The organism is Paenibacillus baekrokdamisoli (assembly GCF_003945345.1).
GTDB classification, from domain to species: domain Bacteria; phylum Bacillota; class Bacilli; order Paenibacillales; family Paenibacillaceae; genus Paenibacillus_Z; species Paenibacillus_Z baekrokdamisoli.
In genome coordinates this window covers 6,726,542-6,746,826 of the sequence record NZ_AP019308.1, presented here as the reverse complement: position 1 = coordinate 6,746,826, position 20,285 = coordinate 6,726,542, and the positions used below count along the sequence as shown (strand labels likewise).

Below are 20,285 nucleotides of genomic sequence, written 5' to 3'. Positions count from 1 at the left end.
GTAAAGGAAAAATAGATACTTTCTGATATTCCCAACGTAAACGCCCACCTCGAGGGTGGACGTTTATCTCTACAACCCGTAACCTTTATGTTAAACGTTTTGGCTTCGAGCTGTCAATGAAACAGAAGGGGATTTCACTTTCAAATTAGCTGGGAAATGTTTCTGCCCAGCAGTCTATTATTTCGTCATCTCGCCCTGTACCGACTGCGCTACCTTCATCATCTCCGATTCCGGAAGCGTTCCACTCGTAAGCCGATATTCAATGCCACCGTCAGTCCATGTTAAGGTTTTCTGCTCATCTCCACTAATCGAACCATACGTAAAGCCCAGATCAACCATGGTTCCCTTCATTTGTGATGCTGCTACATCTCTAGGCTGTGTTTCGATGAGGGTGTAATCATAATCGCCTGTATAGCGAATCATGATCCCTGGGTTTCCGCCAAAGACGATATCCTGTTGATCCTTCTCAGAGACACCTGCCGGTAGATAAGATGGCTCCATCGGTGTGAAAGCTGCAGGTTTGGCAGCATGTGGATCCTTCTGACCATCAACAGGACCCAAAGAATTCTCGGAGTCTTCATTCGTAGTAGAATTAGTTGATCCAGACGTATCCTCTGAGTTAGTGGAATTATTCGATGTGCTCGAATTGTTCGAGTCAGGTGTTGTTGTTTCATCATCTGCTGCATTATTGGAGCTTGAGGAATTCGAATTATTATCTGGTGTTGCCATTGTTGGTTGATTGCTTGTGTTGCTGCCCATATTCTTCTGGGTATCGAAAACACTCTTATCCAGCTTGGAATCAAATTCGAAGGAATCAAAATTGACCTCAACCATAACAGCAGCATTAGCATCACTGACTTTAACTTGCTTTGGTGAATAGTCGGATTTATTCAGCCAAATCTTTTGACGTGCTAGGGAACCGTTCTGATAATTAGCCATCACATCGAATACATAGGAATCTTTATCGACGGCGAACTGACGCGAATTATCGAGCAAAATACTTTGGATAAGTGTCTGATACAGGTACACTTGGCCTTGATTGGCCGGCCAGTCGCTTTGGAAGCGGAATACCTTATTCAGCCTTGGTGTTAAGACGAAGACGCCTTCATCATTACGCAGGACGATCTGCGTGATATCTTTCTTCGCGTTAGTCAGTTCAATACGGTAATACTGCGGCTTCTGGTAAGAAACATCAACTTGATACTCAACTGGCTGCTGTCCGGTGTGCAGAGTCATTATGCCTTTCCCATGATAACTGCCCAAGCTAGTTACCACTTTGTCCAAATCCTTGACAACCGATTCCGAATCCTTAGTCCCGCAGCCTGCGAGCACCGCCATAGCGCACAGTAAGAGTACTAACATAAAACCAATTCGACGACGCATCAGATCAACCCCTCATCACAATGTTTTAAACGTATCCGGAGCTGTACTGCAGCAGGTGCGTTACATTCGTGTCGCACAAGCTCGTACGGGACGTGGCCGTTTACGCTCGACTTGTACCATGTTTATGAGGGGACTTGGACATTTATGCAGACTAGCCTGACAAGCTAAGGCCAGACATGAGCACGACTGTTGTTTCTCCTATCCATTCAAGCGTTCAACCACATAGTTGGACAAGTCGTCTCTGAACACCGCAGATGAGTATTCAATGATGCTCCAGCGGCTGTTTCATCAGCAAATACGGGCTTTTCTTATCGACGGATCGCCGAATTCGCAGTTTATAACGAGTCTGCAGCCATTCATATAGAGAACCATCCACCAATGCTTGTCCGATTTGTAGTATCATGAAATGAGGCAAAGGAGCGTTAACATTAATGAAAAAGAAATGGTCTTTAACGATCGGAGTCAGTGTGCTCGCGAGTTTATTGTTATTGTTCACTGCTATGAATTCCGTCTGCTCCGCCACAACAGCCCATTATGCCTTTCCCCAGCATACGACCTACACGAGCGGTACGATCAAACCTACGAACGTCACGCAGAGTGCCATGGACAACGCGGTTCAGAGCAAATGGAATACTTGGAAGTCTAATTATCTGAAAACAGCCGGCAGCGGCAAATATTACATCAAATACAACAATGCCGGAGGAACTGTATCCGAAGCCCATGGCTACGGCATGCTATTCACGGTCATCATGGCCGGATACGATAGCAACGCGCAAACCTATTTCGATGGGTTGTACAACTATTATAAAGCTCATCCAAGCAGCAACAACTCTGCCTTAATGGCCTGGAAGCAGAACAGCAGCTTCGTTAACATCGAAGGCGCAGACTCCGCGACGGACGGCGACATGGACATTGCTTTCTCCTTACTGCTTGCTCATAAGCAATGGGGCAGTGCCGGCACCATCGATTATTTGTCCGCCGCGAAGATGATCATTAACGCTATCATGGCAAACGACGTCAATCAATCCAACTGGACGCTGCGTATGGGAGATTGGGCAACAAGCGGCGCCGAAGCGACTGCAACAAGGCCGTCCGACTTTATGCTGGATCATCTTAAGGCGTTCAAGAAAGCGACCTCCGACGCGAAGTGGGATAATGTAGTCGGCAAGACGTACACGATCATTAATTCCTTATACAACAATTACAGCTCCAGCACCGGGTTGCTGCCGGACTTCGTGGTCTTCTTCAGCAACACCTACAAACCGGCTCCGGCCAACTACCTGGAGGATGCGAACGACGGCAATTATAACTACAATTCCTGCCGCATTCCATGGCGGATTACGACCGATTATTTGGTAAATGGGGATACGCAAGCAATCAGTCAATTGACGAGGATGAATAACTGGATTAAGTCCAAGACAAGAAGCACCCCATCCAAGATACTTGACGGCTACAAGCTGAATGGAACCGCCTTCGGCTCCTCCAACAGCGACGCCTTCTACGCTCCATTCGGTGTTAGCGCCATGATCAACTCGTCGAATCAAAGCTGGCTTAATTCCGTTTGGTCAGTCACAAACAGCAGCAGCCCGAAAGAATATTATGAAGACAGCATCAAGCTCTTCTCGATGATTGTCATGTCGGGTAATTGGTGGACGTACTGATAGAAAATCGACAAAGATAAAAGGGTTGAGCAGCGTCGTTAGCTGCTCAACCCTTTTTTCCATAGGTTTTTACCCCGTGCTAAATAATCCCAAATTCAAACCGATATGGAGCGTATAGCAGATCAGATGGCACAAAAATCTTAGTAAGCGAGATTAAACAGGAAATTGATAAGGCTTCTCCTTCAGAAAATGATACGAACAACTCTTCAATTACTAGCCTGCAAAGTGATACTACTAACCAAAACACGGAACAGATGATAAATCTCCTAAACTACCAAGCTGGTATTGTGAGCCGTAAAATATAACAAATAAATACTATTTTTTCTATCCACAATAATTAAAAGACTGCATGGAGTTTGCTTCTCCAATACAGCCTTATTAAACGTCATCCTATGACGGGTTGTTAGTATTTCACTTAAACCCCTTTAATGTATCTACCAGTTTATCCAGATCCTCTGTGTCATTAAATAAATGAACAGACACCCTGAATCTGCCGTCACCTCCCCATACATATATATTATGAACACGCAGCATCTCCGCGATTTGTTCCCCCCGATCGGATGCAACGCTAATATTACCGGCTCTATTATGCGGCGCAGCAGGTGTCATTACTTCGAAGCCCAAATCGGTGAGCTGCTCAATTAATCGGCTACCAAGCGACAGGATATGCTGTTCGATACGTTCAATCCCCTGCTCCAAAAGAAATCCCGCAGAAAAATTAGTTGCATAAACAGTCGGATAGCTCGGAAACCCCAGCTCGAAACGGCGAGCATCTTCGTGGAAAGAAAAATTTTCAAACCGTGTAGGACTGAACATATCGGTTACGCTTCTCCAGCCGACGGCTCGCGGAGCAAAATCGGCAACACGTCTCGGGTTGACGGCGATCACCCCAAGGCCATGAGTGGATAGAAGCCACTTATAAGAACTGCAAACGACAAAGTCGGCATCGTTCATATTCACCGGCACTGCGCCGAGCGACTGGGTAGCATCTAGGAGCAGCAATGTTTCCGTCTTCTTGAGCTCGGAGTAAAGCTCCTTATAGTCAAGCCTTGCACCGGTCAGATAACTCACATGACTCGTTACAACAAGCTTTGTGCGTTCATCCACCTGATCCATTATGTCTTCTATGGAAATTTCCCAATCGCGGTGCTGCACGACGCGAACTTTAAGGCCATTGTTTTTTAATTGAAGCCAGGGAAGAATACCCGACGGAAACTCTAATGTATGAATTACAACATTATCACCTTCCTTGAAGTCCAACGAATGGGCAATCATGGACATCGCTTCAGATGTATTGGATACAAAGGCAATATCAGAAGGCTTGCCTTGCAAAAGGCGCGCCACGTTTTCTTTACAGGACTGTTCAACTTCTGCGTTCCGTTTCCGTCCGTCTGGACCTTTCCCCCTGAACGATATATACTCGTTTATTGCATCTTGACAACCTTGATGAAGTGGAGCCTCTGCCCCACTGTAAAGCCAAGTACAGTTCTCTAAACCAATGAAGGATTTTTTATTTACCAGTGCATTCATGTTTGTTTGTGCATTCATATTCTTTTTCTCTCCTTCTCCTCTCGCTGCATTACCTTAGATACCCACTATTCCTTTACACTTCCTATGACAATGCCCTTAATAAAATACTTTTGCAGGAACGGATACACTAATAATATGGGGAGCGATCCCATGAAGATTTGCGCAGCCTTCAAAGTTCGGTCGTTAATTTCGGCTAACATCTTAATCTCTTGTTCTGTAATAGACGTAAAGTTCTTTTGGATGACGACCGTTTGCAAGTAGCTTTGCATCGGGTAATGATCCGGAGAGTTCATTAATATAAGCCCATCAAACCAGGAATTCCAATGCCCTACAACGGTGAACAATATTAATGTAGCCAGTGCAGGCATAGACAACGGAACAAAAATACGGAACAAGGTGGTGAAGTGACCGGCGCCGTCCATGAACGAGGCTTCTTCCAGCTCTTTGGGCAAATTGCGAAAAAAATTCAATAGCAGAATGACGTTAAATACCGGGACGGCGCTAGGTATAAGCAAAGCCCATATCGTATCAAGCAGACCCGTTGCCCGAATCGTCATATACCATGGTATAAGACCGCCGCTAAACAGGATCGAAACAAACAGCCCCCAAACATAAACGGTACGCCATTTAAAAGACGTTACTTCTTTGGACAGGGGATACGCCATTAATATGGTGAAGAACATATTGATCACTGTACCCAGCGCAACCCGTTCGACTGAAATCAGGAAGGAAGCCACAAACTCTTTTTTCGCCAATACGAATTCATAGGATTTAAAAGTAAACCCAACCGGCCATAGCTTGACGATTCCTGCCGAAGCTTCAGTATTGCTGCTGAGCGACACAGCAAGAACATGAATGAGCGGCAGCAAGCAGAGCAAGGATATTCCAATTAGAAAGGTATAGTTGAGCACATTGAATATTTTTCTGCTTAAAGATGTACTTTGAGGCAAACCTACCCCTCCTAAAATATGCGATATTTGGCAAAGCGGTAAGCAAGGTAATAGGTCAAGGAAATAAAAATACACGCCACTACTGAACTAAGCAATCCTACTGCTGTAGCCGGTCCGTACTGAGCGTCAATCAGCCCCATCCGATAAACAAACGTATCGATTATATCCCCGCTATCATACACTTGCGGACTATATAAATTAAACACCTGATCGAATCCGGCATTTAAAATACCGCCTAAGCTGAGCGTAGCCATTAAAACGATAATTGGTCTCATGCCTGGTAACGTAACATGCCATGTTTGTTTGATACGGTTTGCTCCATCGATCACAGCCGCTTCATACAACGTAGGATTGATACTGGTCAATGCAGCCAAATAAATGATCGTGCTGAATCCAAATTCTTTCCATAAATGGGAAAAAATAAGAACGAAAGGGAACCACTGATTATCGCCTAGAAAGTAAATCGGTTTTATCCCGAAAATACCTAATGCCCAATTAACAATGCCGCTTGACGGTGACAGGATATCGATCATGATTCCGCCAAGAATGACCCAAGAAAGAAAATGAGGCAAATAAATCAACGTTTGAATGCCGCGTTTGACATATCTGTGCATCACTTCATTTAGCAATAATGCGATTGTTATCGGCGCGATCAGACCCGTGATGATTTTCATCAAAGCGATAAATATCGTATTCTTGAATACCTGCAACGTATCTGGCAAACTCCAGAAGTATTTAAAATTCGCCAATCCAATCCACTTCGAGTCAAAAAAACCTTTGGCTGGAATGTACTTTTGAAACGCAATGACAATGCCAAACATGGGGCCGTAACTGTATATAAGGACAATGATTAAACCTGGCAACAGCATGAGATGCAAGGGGAAACTGGATGTTCTGCTTTTCAATCAAACCCCACCTTCAGCGATATTTGCAATCCTTCATTATAGAGAGAATGGGGAAGGGTATCCCTGTTGGCGTCCCCTTCCCGTTATTCCATGCCTATCCTTAATGAACAACTATTTGTTGTTTGCCGCCCATTCGTTTATTTGCTGGGTAACTTCGTCTCCGCCAAATTTCTTCCAGTCACTGACGAATTTGTCGAAATCATTTATCGAAGCTTTGCCCATAATGATTTTCGTAATCATCTCGAGCTCCAGCTTGGATAATGTCGGCCCCTTATCTACCGATGCCGATACGGCCGCACCGTAGAACGCATTGATTTGGAACTGATCATTTTTCCGATATTCGTTCGCCTGACCGAGCGATCCGTTCTCGCCGTAAACTTTATCCCATCCCCATAAAGTACGGTCGCCTTTTAACGCACCCTGCACTTTCTCCAGAACCGATTTATCGCCGGCGCTTAATTTCGATGTATCTCCCGTTTTTAGTCCATCCGCTATTCTTAGCCATTGATCGGAATTTCCGAAAGATTTGCTTGCCAGAATCGCATTCATCGGCCAAATTTCCGATCCGTCTGCGCCAATGCTCATTTCTGAGATGACTTTAGGATCAATACTCTCGTTAATGCTGAGATAATAATCGAGCATTTTCAGCATCGCCTCGGGATGCTTGCTTCCTTTCTTAACGACCCAATAACCAAAAGAAGGATTTACACCAAGCTCCGCCTGAAACTTAGCAGGCTCCGCATCGATGGAGGCTAGAGGATAAAACTTCCATTCAGCGTTTTTGTTTTTATCCGCGCTTGTTTGCAACGGATACATCGGCGCCCAGAACGGATTATACAGCATGCCGATCTTTCCGCTGGCAATGTCTTCTCCCACTTTGTCAAACGCTTTGGAGCCGAACTCCGGATCAATCTGGCCTTTCTTGAACATCTCTTGCAGGACGCCTAACGCTTGCTTCATTTGTGGTTGAATCGTACTGTATACCAATTGGCCATTTGCATCCTTCAGCCATATCCCCTTGTAGGCATGAAAGCTGTTCAGGAATCCGTTAAATGCGGAGAAATCCTTGTCCAATGCCAACCCGAACGTATCATTCTTATTGTTGCCGTCCGGATCCTTCGTCGTGAATGCTTCGGCGATGGCAAGCACATCCTGCATTGTCTTCGGTTCCGGTAGGTTTAACTTCTTCAGCCAGTCGGAGCGGATCCAAATCATATCAGCAGCTTCTCTTGTAGGGTAAGTATAAGGGATTCCCATCAGCTTCCCGTCGAAGGTAGCGGACTTCATAACCAAATCCCCTGCGTCCGCCATTACCGCTTTCACCCGATCGGAAGCAGATTTGTTATACACATCGGTCATATCTTCAATAAGATCTGCATCGCGCAATTGTTTAAACTGCTCCTGATCGACTTTGAAGAAATCGGGGAGATCTCCGGATGCGATCGTCAGGTTCATCTTCTGTTTATATTGGGCCAGGTCAACCTCCCATAAATATTTCAATTTGATTCCGAATTCCTTCTCATAGGCTCTTGTCCACGGATTGTTTTCCAGAGAATCACCGTTTGTATATTTTACGGTAGGTTTTTTCTCCGTTACAGTCGTAACCGTGATTACAGGGTCGTACTTACCATCCTTCATTCCATCGTCAGTTGTCGGTGGTGTTTGTTCCCCGCTTTGGGATGGCGCTGGTGTTTGTTTCGTATTACCTGTCTCTTCTTTTTTACTACATGCTGACAGAACAACGGTAACCATGAGAATGAAAGAAAATGTGAGTGCCAATGTGCGTTTCATTGTTTAACCTCCCTGTTTTTGTACATCCGCTTCTTTACTAAATGAGTCCGTGCTTTCCTTCTGTTATTGCCACACCTCCACGTAAACAGATGATATGGAATCCCCGTCTTTCATTTGGGAATTTAACCCGTTTCAGCATTGCAAACCATTGTAAGCCCTTTCAAATACACACTCCGATTTCCAGATCGCAATTCTTCCCAAACCGTTCTTATGTATTATATATAATGTATTATATTTAAAATAACAAATCGAATATTCTTTGTCAATCAAAAATTACAACGCTTTCACAGAGAAAATCTCATCAAAAACACCGACAAAATTGTACACATCAAATACTCGATGACAATTTTCCTCATTTTTCCATACCATTGTTTTTACGCCTTCCCATATACATAGAGCTTGTTCGACTTCTCCTCTATCAAGCAGTTCCAAACCACGAGTCATCTCCGTCCAAATTTCTGCGTGTATCCCAAGATGTCTCCAAGAAACGGCGTGACACGGATTTGCATGGTGAATGTTCTTTTCGATTACGCACTCGAATTGACGAATAAGCGAATAGATGTTTTGAAAACAAGATTTGCGGTCTACCTCATTCCGATCGGTCTCCTTTTCCAGATTAAGATCGAAATACAGTTCCGACAGCTCCTCCGCATACTTCAAGCAAAGAGGACCGTCTTCCCCATAGGCACTCGCATAATAATCCTCTGCCATTTCTCTGAAGCTTAACTCTTTGTTCCATAATGTTCGGGCCATTACTGTCATGCCAAGTCCGTTTGGAAAGAAGGCTCTCTGTACCTGACAACTGACAAAACCATTCAGACCGATCTGATGCAAATGACGGATATCCTCGTATACCATTCTCGATATATGGACATAACCGGGATCCCTTTGATGAGCCCACATGAAATGGTAGTCGAAATCAAAGCTATCGCCCTTAAACCGGCTTTGCCATGCCTTAAGAAAACTTACATTCCCCTCCACGGTTTGCGGTAAATCTACCTTATTTCTGAAAAAAGGAGGAACATCAGAAACGCCTTCGATAGTCGAAAATGATTGCCGGTATGAGCGGGTAATCGGGGCGAATTGCATCACAAAACGATCGGGATTGATGAACTTTTCATATTCAGGGGGCCACAGCAGTTCATGGTAGATAAGAAATACGATACGAGTTTCAATGCCTAGAGCAGTCAAGCCTTCATCCAGTTCATTCATTAACCTGACATACAAATCGGAAGGTGACATAAGAACACACTGCTCGCACTCGCATTGATTATTGAAACCATCCGACAACCAAACATGCAGCAGATCAACTTCCGGATGTAAGGATGCGTAGAGAACAATTTCCTCAATCATTTTACTGCGGGCTTCTGAATTCGAATAACACAGATCCGTATTTATAGGAATACCTTGCCATAATTCACGTTTGCCGTTCACTAGGGCGAAAAACTGGGAAGTCTCAGGATCAACTTCGTCCCCCCATTTCTCCCAACTTAATCCTACAATTCCAAAAGGCGCACAAGTCCACCCATGACCCACAGCTTGATAAATCATCCCTCTTTTTTGAATCTCTTGCTTCGCTAACGCAACGTATGCTCTTGCCACTTCCACATTGAAATCTCCGGACGGAAGCTTCAGCGGATTATTCAAATGGTTGTACCATCGTTCAAAGAAAAAATAGGCTTCTCTGAATTGGATAAAATAGCTATTAAATCCAATTTTGGTCATCCAATCGATCATATCGGTCACATGTTCAAGACTGACCGCCCCTTCAATACAAATTCCCCTGTACCGATAAGAAGCGTGCTCATACACTCTTACCGTGAAAGATCCGATATCCGCTTTCGGTAAATATTCACCGTCCGCCCCTGGCCTTACCCATCTGCAGCCTAGCTCATTAAGAAAGCGATAGACCGAGAACAGTACGCTGCGTGGGTTTACACCGCTAATGATTCCTTGTCCACCGGATACATCGATCCACAAAGCATCATCATACTCTTCCTGTTCGTCAACAAGAAATGGAGAATGCGGAAAGTCACATGGCAGCCCAATCCATAGTCCTTTTTCTCTCTGGTCGTATTGTTCCGCACTTTTGAGGGCTATGCCGCAATCTGTAATCGCTTCTAAATATCGAACTAATTCTTGCGCAGCAAAATTAATCGTTTGGTCATTATGTTCAATAACATGAATACAGCCAGCCTGAAGCAGGTCTAATTCTCGAATCATATCATTTCCCCTCGTCTCATACAGTTAGATATATAAACGATTATATATAATGTATTATGCATGTCAATAGCGGACTATGCATTTCACGAGCACGACTAATGTATTGACAAATTCTAAATTATGTAGTTAACATTAGTTTAAATTATATATTATGTTTAATCTATAATTTAAGGAGGTGTTCTATCCGACCAATTATCGGTTAAGAAATGGCTCAAAGGGAACAAAAATGTAAGCGTTTCCCTTCCCCAACCATGGGCCAGCTTAAGTTTTATTGCAACTCACAGCTTACTATTTGAGAATGGAGTGATTGTATGCAAGCACACCGATTGTGGCACAAGCTCATCATCGTCACCTTAATGCTGTGTCTGGTCTCCTCTTCATTCGGGACCTTGATCGGCGGTAAACATGCAAATGCAGAAGAAAATCGTGTGGACACCGAATCCGATATCTCTGGCTTGTCCGATGTGACTGGCCATTGGGCGGAAACACAGCTGCTTGATTGGTTAAATAAAGGTTTTATTAAGGGCTATCAAGACCATACCTTCCGGCCAGATAAAGTGCTCTCGAGAGGTGAATTTATGACTCTCGTAAACCGGTCCTTCGGATTTGTTGAAGAAGCACCGATTTCATTCGACGATGTCGCTTCTGACAATTGGGCGTACTCCGAAGTTGCCAAAGCAGTGAAAGCAGAATATGTGACAGGTTATGTGGACGGGACGATTAGAACGCAGCGGGAAGTAACCCGCGAAGAAGCGGCGGTAATGATCTCCCGGTTACTTAAATTGAGCGGCATAGAACAACCAGCAAATCCTTTCTCCGACTCCGACTCTTTCTCCGCATGGAGTAAGACACAGATTGCTGCTGTTGCTGATAAGAAATTGATGATCGGATACAAGGACGGCAGCTTCCGGCCCAAAAGTACAATTACACGCGCCGAAATCGTTGTCGCTTTGGCAAGGGCTTTAAATTACAGGATTGCCCACTCCGCAGACAGCGCTGGAGCCTATGGCCCATCGACAGGGGTTCAAACGATTGAAGGAGACTATATCGTCGATGCGGCCGGCGTCACGCTGCAGAACATGCGCATTACCGGAAACCTGCTGTTGACGGCAAATATAGGGGAAGGTGACGTTTATTTAAAAAACGTCAACGTTAAAGGACATACGGAAATTAAAGGCGGTGGAGAAAACAGTATCCATCTTGTCGACAGCATCCTCTCTACGATCACGATTAATAAAAAGAATGGAACCGTCCGCATTGTTGCGGAGGGGAATACGGTTATTTCAGAAGCACTTATCCGTACATCAGCCATACTTGAAGAATCAAAATTGACAGATGAAGGTTTCATTAAAGTAACGTTGGAAGAAGCTCTCCCGAAAGGAGCTTCCGTCAAATTGAATGGAAATTTTAAAACAGTGGTAATCGCGGCTGCGGGTATTGCCTTGACGCTTTCGGGCAAGGTTGACCGCATGGATATTCCGGATACGGCTACCGGACTGCAGTTGACCATGAGCAACGAATCCACCATTGTGTCCTTAATTGTTAATGCCTTAATTAAAGTGTTAGGTCAAGGTACGATTGAAAGCGTTTCAATGGGGGAACATGCAAAGGGAACCTCCTTCGAAAAAGCGCCGATAAGCATCAAGGGGCCAGGGGCACCGGTATCGGTAACACCTTCTGGACCCAGCAATCCATCTACCGGACTGGGAACTCTATCGGTCATTGCGAACGGGCAGCCCAATGCCATCATCATACTGGCTGACGACGCTTCCAAGAAAGTAAGTCTTGCGGCAAATACATTAAAAGAATATGTATACAAATCGACCGGAGCGCAGCTGCCCGTTATGACTGAAACGGAATACTCCCAAAGTGCCGGAAATACGAGTAAAAATCGGATTTATATCGGTAAAGCCGCACCCGGCCAAGAAACGAACGCCGCAAGTATGCTGAATGGAATGCTTGAAGACGGCTACATCATCCTTCCCCGTCAGAGCGATATTTCAATAGTGGGGCGGAAAGATATAGGTACTGAATACGGGGTGTACGAATTCTTGGAGCGTTATGTCGGCGTACGGTGGCTGCTGCCGGGGGAATTCGGAGAAGATGTACCCCACCTTACCGATTTGACTGTTCCGCTGACAAATGTCAAACAACAACCGGCGTTTTGGTCACGCATGATGTGGCCTCTCCAATATGTGAATGAAGGCGGCAACAACCCTACACAGTATGAATGGGGAGTCCGCAATCGTCTGCGTATTCAAAATATCGGGTTCGATCATACTTTATGGTTAATGTTTCTGCCTGGCGTCTATCTCAAAGATCATCCCGATTACTATCCGCATAACAGTAACGGTGATCCTCTCATTCCTGCTTATTTTTACGGCTGGCAGCCTTGCTATAGTAATGATGCAACCGTACAGGTTGCTGTCGATTGGATTGACGTCTATTTCCGAGACCATCCAGACGCCTCATCGGTTTCACTCGGCGTTAACGACAATGGAGGCTTCTGCGAAGCGCAGCCGAATCATCCGAAAAATCCACATAAATTGAATTCTCTCGGACTGCCGGATATGTCCGACATTTATTACAGTTGGGTAAACAAGGTCGTTGAGAAAGTGCTTAAAAAATATCCGGACAAGTGGTTCGGACTTCTCGCTTACCAAGAAGTATACGATCCGCCTTCTTTCGCGCTGAACGAACGCGTCGTGCCTTATTTGACGAAAGATCGGCTCGCATGGAGCGACCCCGAAGTTCGCTCGCATGATCAGGCGATCGTGGATAAATGGCTGAAGAAAGCACAGTATATCGGATTCTACGATTACAACTATGGAACTCCCTATGTGCTGCCGCGTATCTACAATCACTTGATGGCTGACAATTATCGATACGCCATCGATCATAATGTCATTGCCAGTTACGGCGAACTGTTCCCGAATTGGGGAGAAGCACCCAAAATATGGCTGATGACCAAGCTGTTATGGGATCCTAAGCAAGATGTCGACGCCTTGCTTGACGATTGGTATAAACGAGCTGTCGGGCCTGAGGCCGCCCCCTACTTGAAAGCTTATTACGACCACTGGGAAAATTTCTGGCAAAACAGAATTAAAGAAACAGATTGGTTCCAAGGCCGTAAAAACATCGTGTATTTCATGTACAACTCGGCGGCCTATTTATCGGCGGTAACGGATGAGGAGATCGCCCAGAGCAGAAGTTGGCTGGAAACGGCCGTTGAGAAAGCGCAGACGGATCAGCAAAAAGCCAGAGCCAAGCTGCTCCTTAAAGCCTTCGAATATTACGAAGCTTCTGCCTTGAGTTATCCCAAAGCCGTTGGACCGCTTAAGGATGCAAATTCCGCGTTGGACTTGCTTGCAAAATCCATCGATTTCGAGCCGAAAATGGCTTATGCCAAAAAAAGGCTGGAATTAGTCGAGCAGTTCAAGAACGATATTCTGCTAAAGCATCAATGGGATCCCCGCAGCGAGAGTACGCTGCTATGGTCTGGTCTGAATGCCAATGCCTTCTGGAGACTTGCCGACTACATCAAATCTCATGAAGCTAACGGAGGACCGGTTAGGCAAAGAGTGAATGAACTGACAGCCGCCGATCAGCCCGAAATGGCACGGAACTATGCTCAGCTGCTGCTGAGGGCTGTCGATGAAGGACCGATCAATCTGAACTCTTCCTTTGAAGAAGCGGGCGATCCCGCCAACACCAAAGTGACGGCTAAGTATTGGGATGCGAATATCGTCAATTTCGGCAAATTCGAACGGAAAGAATTCCCTGCCAATTCGAACGAAGTCAATTCCGGTAAAGCAAGCATCTTTGTGAAGAACTTCTATTACGGCGATATTAACCAGACTGTCGATGCCAAGACGGGGTTGATCATTTCGCGGCTTAAATACTACGTAACCGAAGATACGAGAACGGTCGGAGATATCTGGATCGAACTGAATCTACTTGATGAGAACGGACAGAAGCTGTCTACGATCAAGAGCGATCGGCAGCCTTTCTACCTGTCTCTAGGCCGGTGGGAGAACATTCAAATCATGGATAAAATCCCGGCTCGCGTGAATGGCGTCCCTGTCAAAAAGGTACAGATGGCTGCCGTTGTCAACGGCTTCTTCGAGGGCGGCACGATGTACATTGACGATTACGAGCTATACCAGGCGAATGAAGCTTTTGAATTGCCTTTACTATCGTCAGCTCAAGCTGCCGAAGGATCGATCGACATTGTATTCAATAAGGCGCCTGGACAAGTACCGACCGCAGCTGATTTTAAGGTGCGGCAAATGAACGGTGGCGAGACGGCCTCCGTTGATGCGACTTTGGTATCATGGAATGCAAGCACTCTCACGGCAAGGTTATCCGTCCCCAGTATTAAAGGCAAACCGTGGGCGCAGAGCGTGAGTTACAACGTGTCCTATCTGGATACCGACTCCATATTCACAAATGCAGTCACGATTCCACGAATGGAAGGATACACGACTGTCAGCAGCGATTCTTCTTTCGAACTATGGAATGACGTAAGCGGCCTTCCCCAGAAATGGTGGTATTCGGCTGAAGGAATTACTCGTTCCGATACGGTAAAACGTACGGGGCAATATGGCATAGTCGCGCAATACAGGTACCCTGGCGGGATCGTCCAGGATATGGAGGCACTGGAGCCTGGACATTACATCGCGGTGTTCCATTATAAAACATCCGCAGCTAACGGAAAACTACAATGGGTGATCACACCCAAGAACGGTACCGAATCGATAGCAGGGATCGTATCCGGTCCAAGTCAGGCTTCGGCATCTAACGGAAACTGGATGACTCATTCATTCGAGTTCGACGCAGCTGCTGATTACAACGGCAAAGCGGTCACGTCCACCCAGTTGCTGATTTTGCTGACTGAATTCCAACCGGGTGATACGATTTACATCGATGATGCGGAAATCATCCGTGTGGACGAACCGTCCCAAAAACCGTCGATATCGTCTGCCCATGCGGCAGAAGGTTCAATCGATATTGTATTCAATCACGCGCCTGAACAGATGCCCGCAGCAGCTGATTTTACCATACAGCAAATAGGCGATGATCAAGCGGTTACGATCTCTCCGAGCTTGGTATCCTGGGATGCGATTTCCCGTACGGCGAAGTTATCGGTTCCTGTCATTGCAAGGCAGCCGTGGGCGCAGAGCGCAACTTACACCATATCCTATAAAACGACCGGGACGATATCCACAAATGCCGTTGTTATCCCTCGATTGGAAGGATACACGACAGTCAATAACGATCCTTCGTTCGAACTATGGGATGCCGCAACGGGTCTTCCCCAGAAATGGTGGTATTCCGCCGAAGGAATTACGCGTTCCGATACGGTAAAACGTACGGGGCAATATGGCATGGTCGCGCAATACAGGTACCCTGGCGGGATTGTCCAGGATATGGGGGCATTGGAGCCCGGCCATTACATGGCAGTGTTCCATTATCAAACAACCGCAGCTAACGGAAAAGTACAATGGGTGATCACGCCCAAGAACGGTACTGAATCGATAGCAGGAATCGTATCCGATCCAAGTCAGGCATCGGCATCTAACGGAAAATGGATGACTCATTCATTCGAGTTCGACGCAGCTGCTGATTACAACGGCAAGACGGTCACGGCCACTCAACTGCTGATCCTTTTATCAGATTTCCAAAACGGTGATACCATTTTCTTCGATGACGCAGAAATCATTAGAATGAACTGATCTTATCGGTGGGATTCGACTCCCACCGATCTTTCTTGTCATAATAATTCTGAATTTTCAATCTATTATGGAAGGAATGTGCTAACTATGAGTAGAGGTAGGTTAAAATTAGCAGCCGTTTCCGCAATTATTTTCCTGATTATGGCCATGCCGCATAAATCCTCCGCATATACCAACTCAGATTTTAAAATCGGCATTTACTGGCCGCCAGTCGCAGCTTACACGAATGCTGCGCAATATGATTATTTGCAAGAAGCAAATATTAATTGGATCATTAATACACCTGGTACGGATTTACTGACGGAATCAATCAGCAATACGATGTTGGATTTAGCACAGACTAGAGGAATGAAAGTCATTGCTTCCGATGCAAGATTTAATCAAATTTATACCAATGTCGCTACTGATGCGCAAATCGATGCAATGGCTGACAGCTATAAGAACCACGCTGCCTTGGGTGGATACTATGTCATGGATGAGCCCTTTGCTAACCAAATCCCGTATGTTGCAAATGCAAACAGCAGATTTTTACTCAAAAAACCGGATGCTGTGAATTTTATTAATTTGCTGCCAATCAATCCAACTAACGTTGAAACCGAGATATCCCCCGCTATTGCGTTATCGCAAACCTCTACAGGGCTCGGCTATTTTGTTACAAGCACAAGCCCTCTTGGGCAAACTTTCACATTACCATCGGACTGTACGTATATAGATTCTATCGAATTAAATGTGGACCCTTATCAATGGGGGAGCGGGGAAACGCTGACATTGAAACTATGGGACTCGCCTTCTAAGACCACCCTTATCGCTTCAAGTACACTCGCCGGGAGTACTAATTTGTACCCGAGATTTTCTCTAAAAGCCTCCGTTACCGCAAACACCTCCTATTACTGGGAATTAACCCATAACGGAGGAGGAGACAATTCCATCGGTTGGGTTGCCTCTTCATCAGGGAATGTATATTCGAACGGAACCGCTTATGTAAATGGTACAGCCGTAAATTCCGATTTTTATTTCCAAGTGTATAAAACCTCCCAGAAAGCTCCGTTTTCCTTTATGGCTCAATTGGAAACGGGATCCGGCTATTTCGTTACAAGTACAAACCGGCTTGGGCAAACTTTCTATACACCCGCTGAATTTACCTTTATCGATTTGATTGAGCTGAATGTGGACAGCGCCCAGTGGGGCAGCGGGGAAACACTCACTTTAACTTTGTGGGATTCGCCTTCCAAATCTACGCAAATTGCTTCGGCTTCTTTATCAGCAACCAACAATGGCAACTACCCCAGATTCCCAATAAAAGCTGTCGTTTCCCCTATCACCTCCTATTATTGGGAATTAACCCATAATGGAGGAGGAGACAATTCGGTTGGTTGGGTAACTGCCTCAACACAAAATGCTTTATTCGGAGATGCTTATGAAAACGGGGTTGCAAAAAATAATGATTTTTATTTCAGTCTCTATTCAAATCGGTATCCGCGTTTATTATCCTCGTTTGATGAAAGCGGGGAACAGGTCCGTGCGAACTCTCTTGTTGCGTTAACGCAATCACAGACAGGCAGCGGCAGCTTTGTTACCAGTACCAACCCTCTCGGACAAACGTTCACCACCCCTTCCGATTGCTCCTATATCGATTATATAGAGCTGTATTTAGACCCTACAAGTTGGAGCAGCAGCGAAGCATTGACTTTAATTTTATGGAATTCACCTTCCAAGACAACAAGAATTGCTTCCTACACTTTATCAGAGTCCAGAAATGGCCAGTTCCCGCGTTTCCTTCTCAATACAAGCGTATCACCAAATACTTCCTATTACTGGGAATTATCCCATAGTGGCGGAGGTAATAACTCTATCGGATGGGTGACCCGCTCATCTGCCGATGTTTATGCAGGAGGAAGTGCATATGAGAATGGAGCAGCCAAGTCCTACGATTTTTGGTTTAAGGTATACAAAGACCGCTTATCTAAAGATAAATCCATTAATCAAACGTCTACCGGCACCGGTTCATTCGTCACTTTAACAAATAAACTGGGTCAGACCTTTAAAACGCCATCCACACTTGACAGAGTAATGCAATATATTGAATTAAATATCGATTCCACGCCGACGCAATGGTCACCGGATGAATATTTAACGTTAACGCTCTACAACGATACGTCCAAGCAACAGGTTCTCGGTAAATCTACTTTAAACCGTTCCTTCAACAGCGACCGTCCTAGATTTTATATTTGGGCCGATTTGCAGCCGAACACAACCTATTACTTTGAACTTACCCATAGCGGCGGCGGGGACAATTCCGTCGGATGGGTAAGCCAATCTACTGCAAATGTATATAACGATGGAAACGCATACGTAAACGGTATTGCGCAAAGCTCGGATCTCTATTTCAGAGCGGTATTTAGTTCGTGTTATCAAGACTATCTGGAGGAGTTTGTCGATGCAGCGGGTTCATCGAATTTGGGCTACTTGACTTACGATCAATATCCGATAGTTTACGGGTCCGGAATAAATATCGGCTATTATCGGAATAAAGAATTGATCCGTTCCATGGGGCTTAAAAAAGGGGTGCCTACAGCCAGTTTCTTGCAATCGTTCGGCATCCCCAGCAGTTTCAGGCGCCCGGTCGAGGATGAAATGAGATTTAATGTGTATACAAGCCTCGCTTATGGAAACAAAGCATTGTACTGGTTCACGTGGTGGACTCCGACCGGTCAAGGCTCTACACGGTTCGATAACGGCATTATCGACGCCAACGGCATCCCGACGGATTTATTCATCTCTCTTAAAAACTTGAATACGGAAGTGAAAAAATTGGGCAACACTTTGATGAGCTTAACGTCGCAAGGCGTTTATCATTCGGGTGTTGTGGAAGCCGGTTCGCAAAGTGTACCGTCGTCATTGTTCTGGCAGCCGGACAAAGGCTCCGATAATGTGATCATATCCTACTTCAAGAATGCGAGTAATCGTAAGTATATTATGGTTGTCAATAAGTCATTAGATAACACTGATAATTTCACTTTCCGTGTGAATCCCAAACCTGCAACCGTGACAGAGGTTTCAAAATCTACAGGGCTGGAAGTGAGCACGAATTATAATGTTTCAACGGGAATGATCTCTCAGCAGCTTCTACCCGGTGAAGGAAGGCTGTACGCCCTCCCTAGCAGCTATTAAAATGAAGATGATTAAATACGAGCATTAAAGCATCACTATGCAAAAGACCGCCCGAATGGCGGTCATACCCCTGTCAAGTAGACATTAGAAAAAAGCTATGCTGCCAGCGCGCACCGGTATTCAATCGGTGCGCGTTGTGTCAGTTTAGCCTGAAAGCGGTGGTAGTTATAATAATAGATGTACTCTTCCACAGCTTGCCGAATTTCCGTTTCTGAATTACACTGTATGCCTTGATCCGAATGGAGCACGGCTTCCGAAACGTCTCTTTTTCTTGTCCATTGCTCGACAGTGTCCAGCACAAGCTGAACGTCATTCCGTTCATACAGCTGCCAAGCCACAATCTCATTGTTGAATAAATCTTGTATGACGGACAGGTAATGGAAGTTCGTACCGTCGGAAATATAGGTAATATCGGTGACCATTTTTTGTTGAGGCGCTGTGGCATGGAATTTGCGCTTTAGGCGATTCGGAAACACGACCGAAGGTGTGTAATTGGATTGTTTTCGCTTCTTACGAATAACCGATTGGATGGCTAGGCCTTTCATGAGTCGACTCAACTATTTCATAGTTATCTCGCTTTCTAGGGGCTTCTCCTTTATTAGATTTGGATACCGCTTTTTTAAGTAGTCCACCTGCGCTTTCAGGTAATCCCGTTCTTCCTCTACGGTGCTAAAGTTCGTACGAGGACGTCCAGAAAGTGGATTAGTTATCTCTCCGCGCACGTCAAAGGCCTCTCCGCTCAACCATTTTTTCACCCACACCTTTAATTGGGTGCAATGTCTAATCCCCAACTTCTCGGCTACCCTTTTGTAGCTGACTGAACCCTCTATGTATTCCTTTATTGCCGCTAACTTAATCCGTATACTGATTGAATGTTTGTCCTTTTTTAGCCATACAAAAATCCCCTCCAAGTTCACTCATTCCTCATGGTACCAT

General features: G+C 45.3%; 12 protein-coding genes. 3 read left to right on the top strand and 9 right to left on the bottom strand.

The window, feature by feature from the left end; genetic code table 11:
• Positions 1-177: 177 nt before the first annotated feature.
• Both EKN16_RS29655 and EKN16_RS32550 read right to left on the bottom strand, forming a co-directional pair.
• Positions 178-1,383, bottom strand: a complete 1,206-nt coding sequence (locus EKN16_RS29655; protein ID WP_125664963.1) for a DUF4367 domain-containing protein — start codon at positions 1,381-1,383, stop codon at positions 178-180.
• Positions 1,384-1,645: 262 nt separating this feature from the next.
• Positions 1,646-1,786: a hypothetical protein gene (locus EKN16_RS32550; protein WP_164523050.1), complete on the bottom strand. Its 141-nt coding sequence runs from the start codon at positions 1,784-1,786 to the stop codon at positions 1,646-1,648.
• Positions 1,787-1,814: 28 nt separating this feature from the next.
• Between EKN16_RS32550 and EKN16_RS29650 the strand changes: the two genes are divergently transcribed.
• Positions 1,815-3,044, top strand: a complete 1,230-nt coding sequence (locus EKN16_RS29650) for a family 8 glycosyl hydrolase (protein WP_125664962.1) — start codon at positions 1,815-1,817, stop codon at positions 3,042-3,044.
• 411 nt (positions 3,045-3,455) lie between these two features.
• On the opposite strand, the gene EKN16_RS29645 is transcribed toward EKN16_RS29650, so the two are convergent.
• The 5 genes from EKN16_RS29645 to EKN16_RS29625 form a co-directional block, all read right to left on the bottom strand.
• Positions 3,456-4,592, bottom strand: coding sequence for an aminotransferase class V-fold PLP-dependent enzyme (locus EKN16_RS29645; protein ID WP_125664960.1), 1,137 nt, complete (start codon positions 4,590-4,592; stop codon positions 3,456-3,458).
• Positions 4,593-4,639: 47 nt separating this feature from the next.
• Positions 4,640-5,524 carry a carbohydrate ABC transporter permease gene (locus EKN16_RS29640; protein WP_125664958.1) on the bottom strand — a complete coding sequence of 295 codons (885 nt, stop codon included), beginning with the start codon at positions 5,522-5,524 and terminating at the stop codon, positions 4,640-4,642.
• A gap of 11 nt (positions 5,525-5,535) precedes the next feature.
• The gene (locus EKN16_RS29635; protein ID WP_125666787.1) at positions 5,536-6,393 is read right to left on the bottom strand and encodes an ABC transporter permease; all 858 of its coding nucleotides are present in this window, start codon (positions 6,391-6,393) and stop codon (positions 5,536-5,538) included.
• Between the two features lie 147 nt (positions 6,394-6,540).
• Complete coding sequence (locus EKN16_RS29630; RefSeq protein ID WP_125664956.1) at positions 6,541-8,220, bottom strand: extracellular solute-binding protein; 1,680 nt, start codon at positions 8,218-8,220, stop codon at positions 6,541-6,543.
• Between the two features lie 273 nt (positions 8,221-8,493).
• A complete protein-coding gene (locus tag EKN16_RS29625; RefSeq protein WP_125664954.1) occupies positions 8,494-10,443 on the bottom strand; it encodes a DUF4838 domain-containing protein in 1,950 nt (649 codons plus the stop codon).
• Positions 10,444-10,754: 311 nt separating this feature from the next.
• Here EKN16_RS29625 and EKN16_RS29620 point away from each other — a divergent pair, with 311 nt between their 5' ends.
• Positions 10,755-16,178, top strand: a complete 5,424-nt coding sequence (locus EKN16_RS29620) for a DUF4838 domain-containing protein (RefSeq protein ID WP_125664952.1) — start codon at positions 10,755-10,757, stop codon at positions 16,176-16,178.
• Between the two features lie 87 nt (positions 16,179-16,265).
• Complete coding sequence (locus EKN16_RS29615) at positions 16,266-19,349, top strand: hypothetical protein (RefSeq protein WP_125664950.1); 3,084 nt, start codon at positions 16,266-16,268, stop codon at positions 19,347-19,349.
• Positions 19,350-19,444: 95 nt separating this feature from the next.
• Here EKN16_RS29615 and EKN16_RS29610 read toward each other — a convergent pair whose 3' ends face one another.
• On the bottom strand, positions 19,445-19,906 hold the full coding sequence (locus EKN16_RS29610) for a DDE-type integrase/transposase/recombinase (protein ID WP_125664949.1): 462 nt from the start codon (positions 19,904-19,906) through the stop codon (positions 19,445-19,447).
• Positions 19,907-20,260, bottom strand: a complete 354-nt coding sequence (locus EKN16_RS29605; RefSeq protein WP_221226788.1) for a transposase — start codon at positions 20,258-20,260, stop codon at positions 19,907-19,909.
• Between the last annotated feature and the right edge of the window lie 25 nt (positions 20,261-20,285).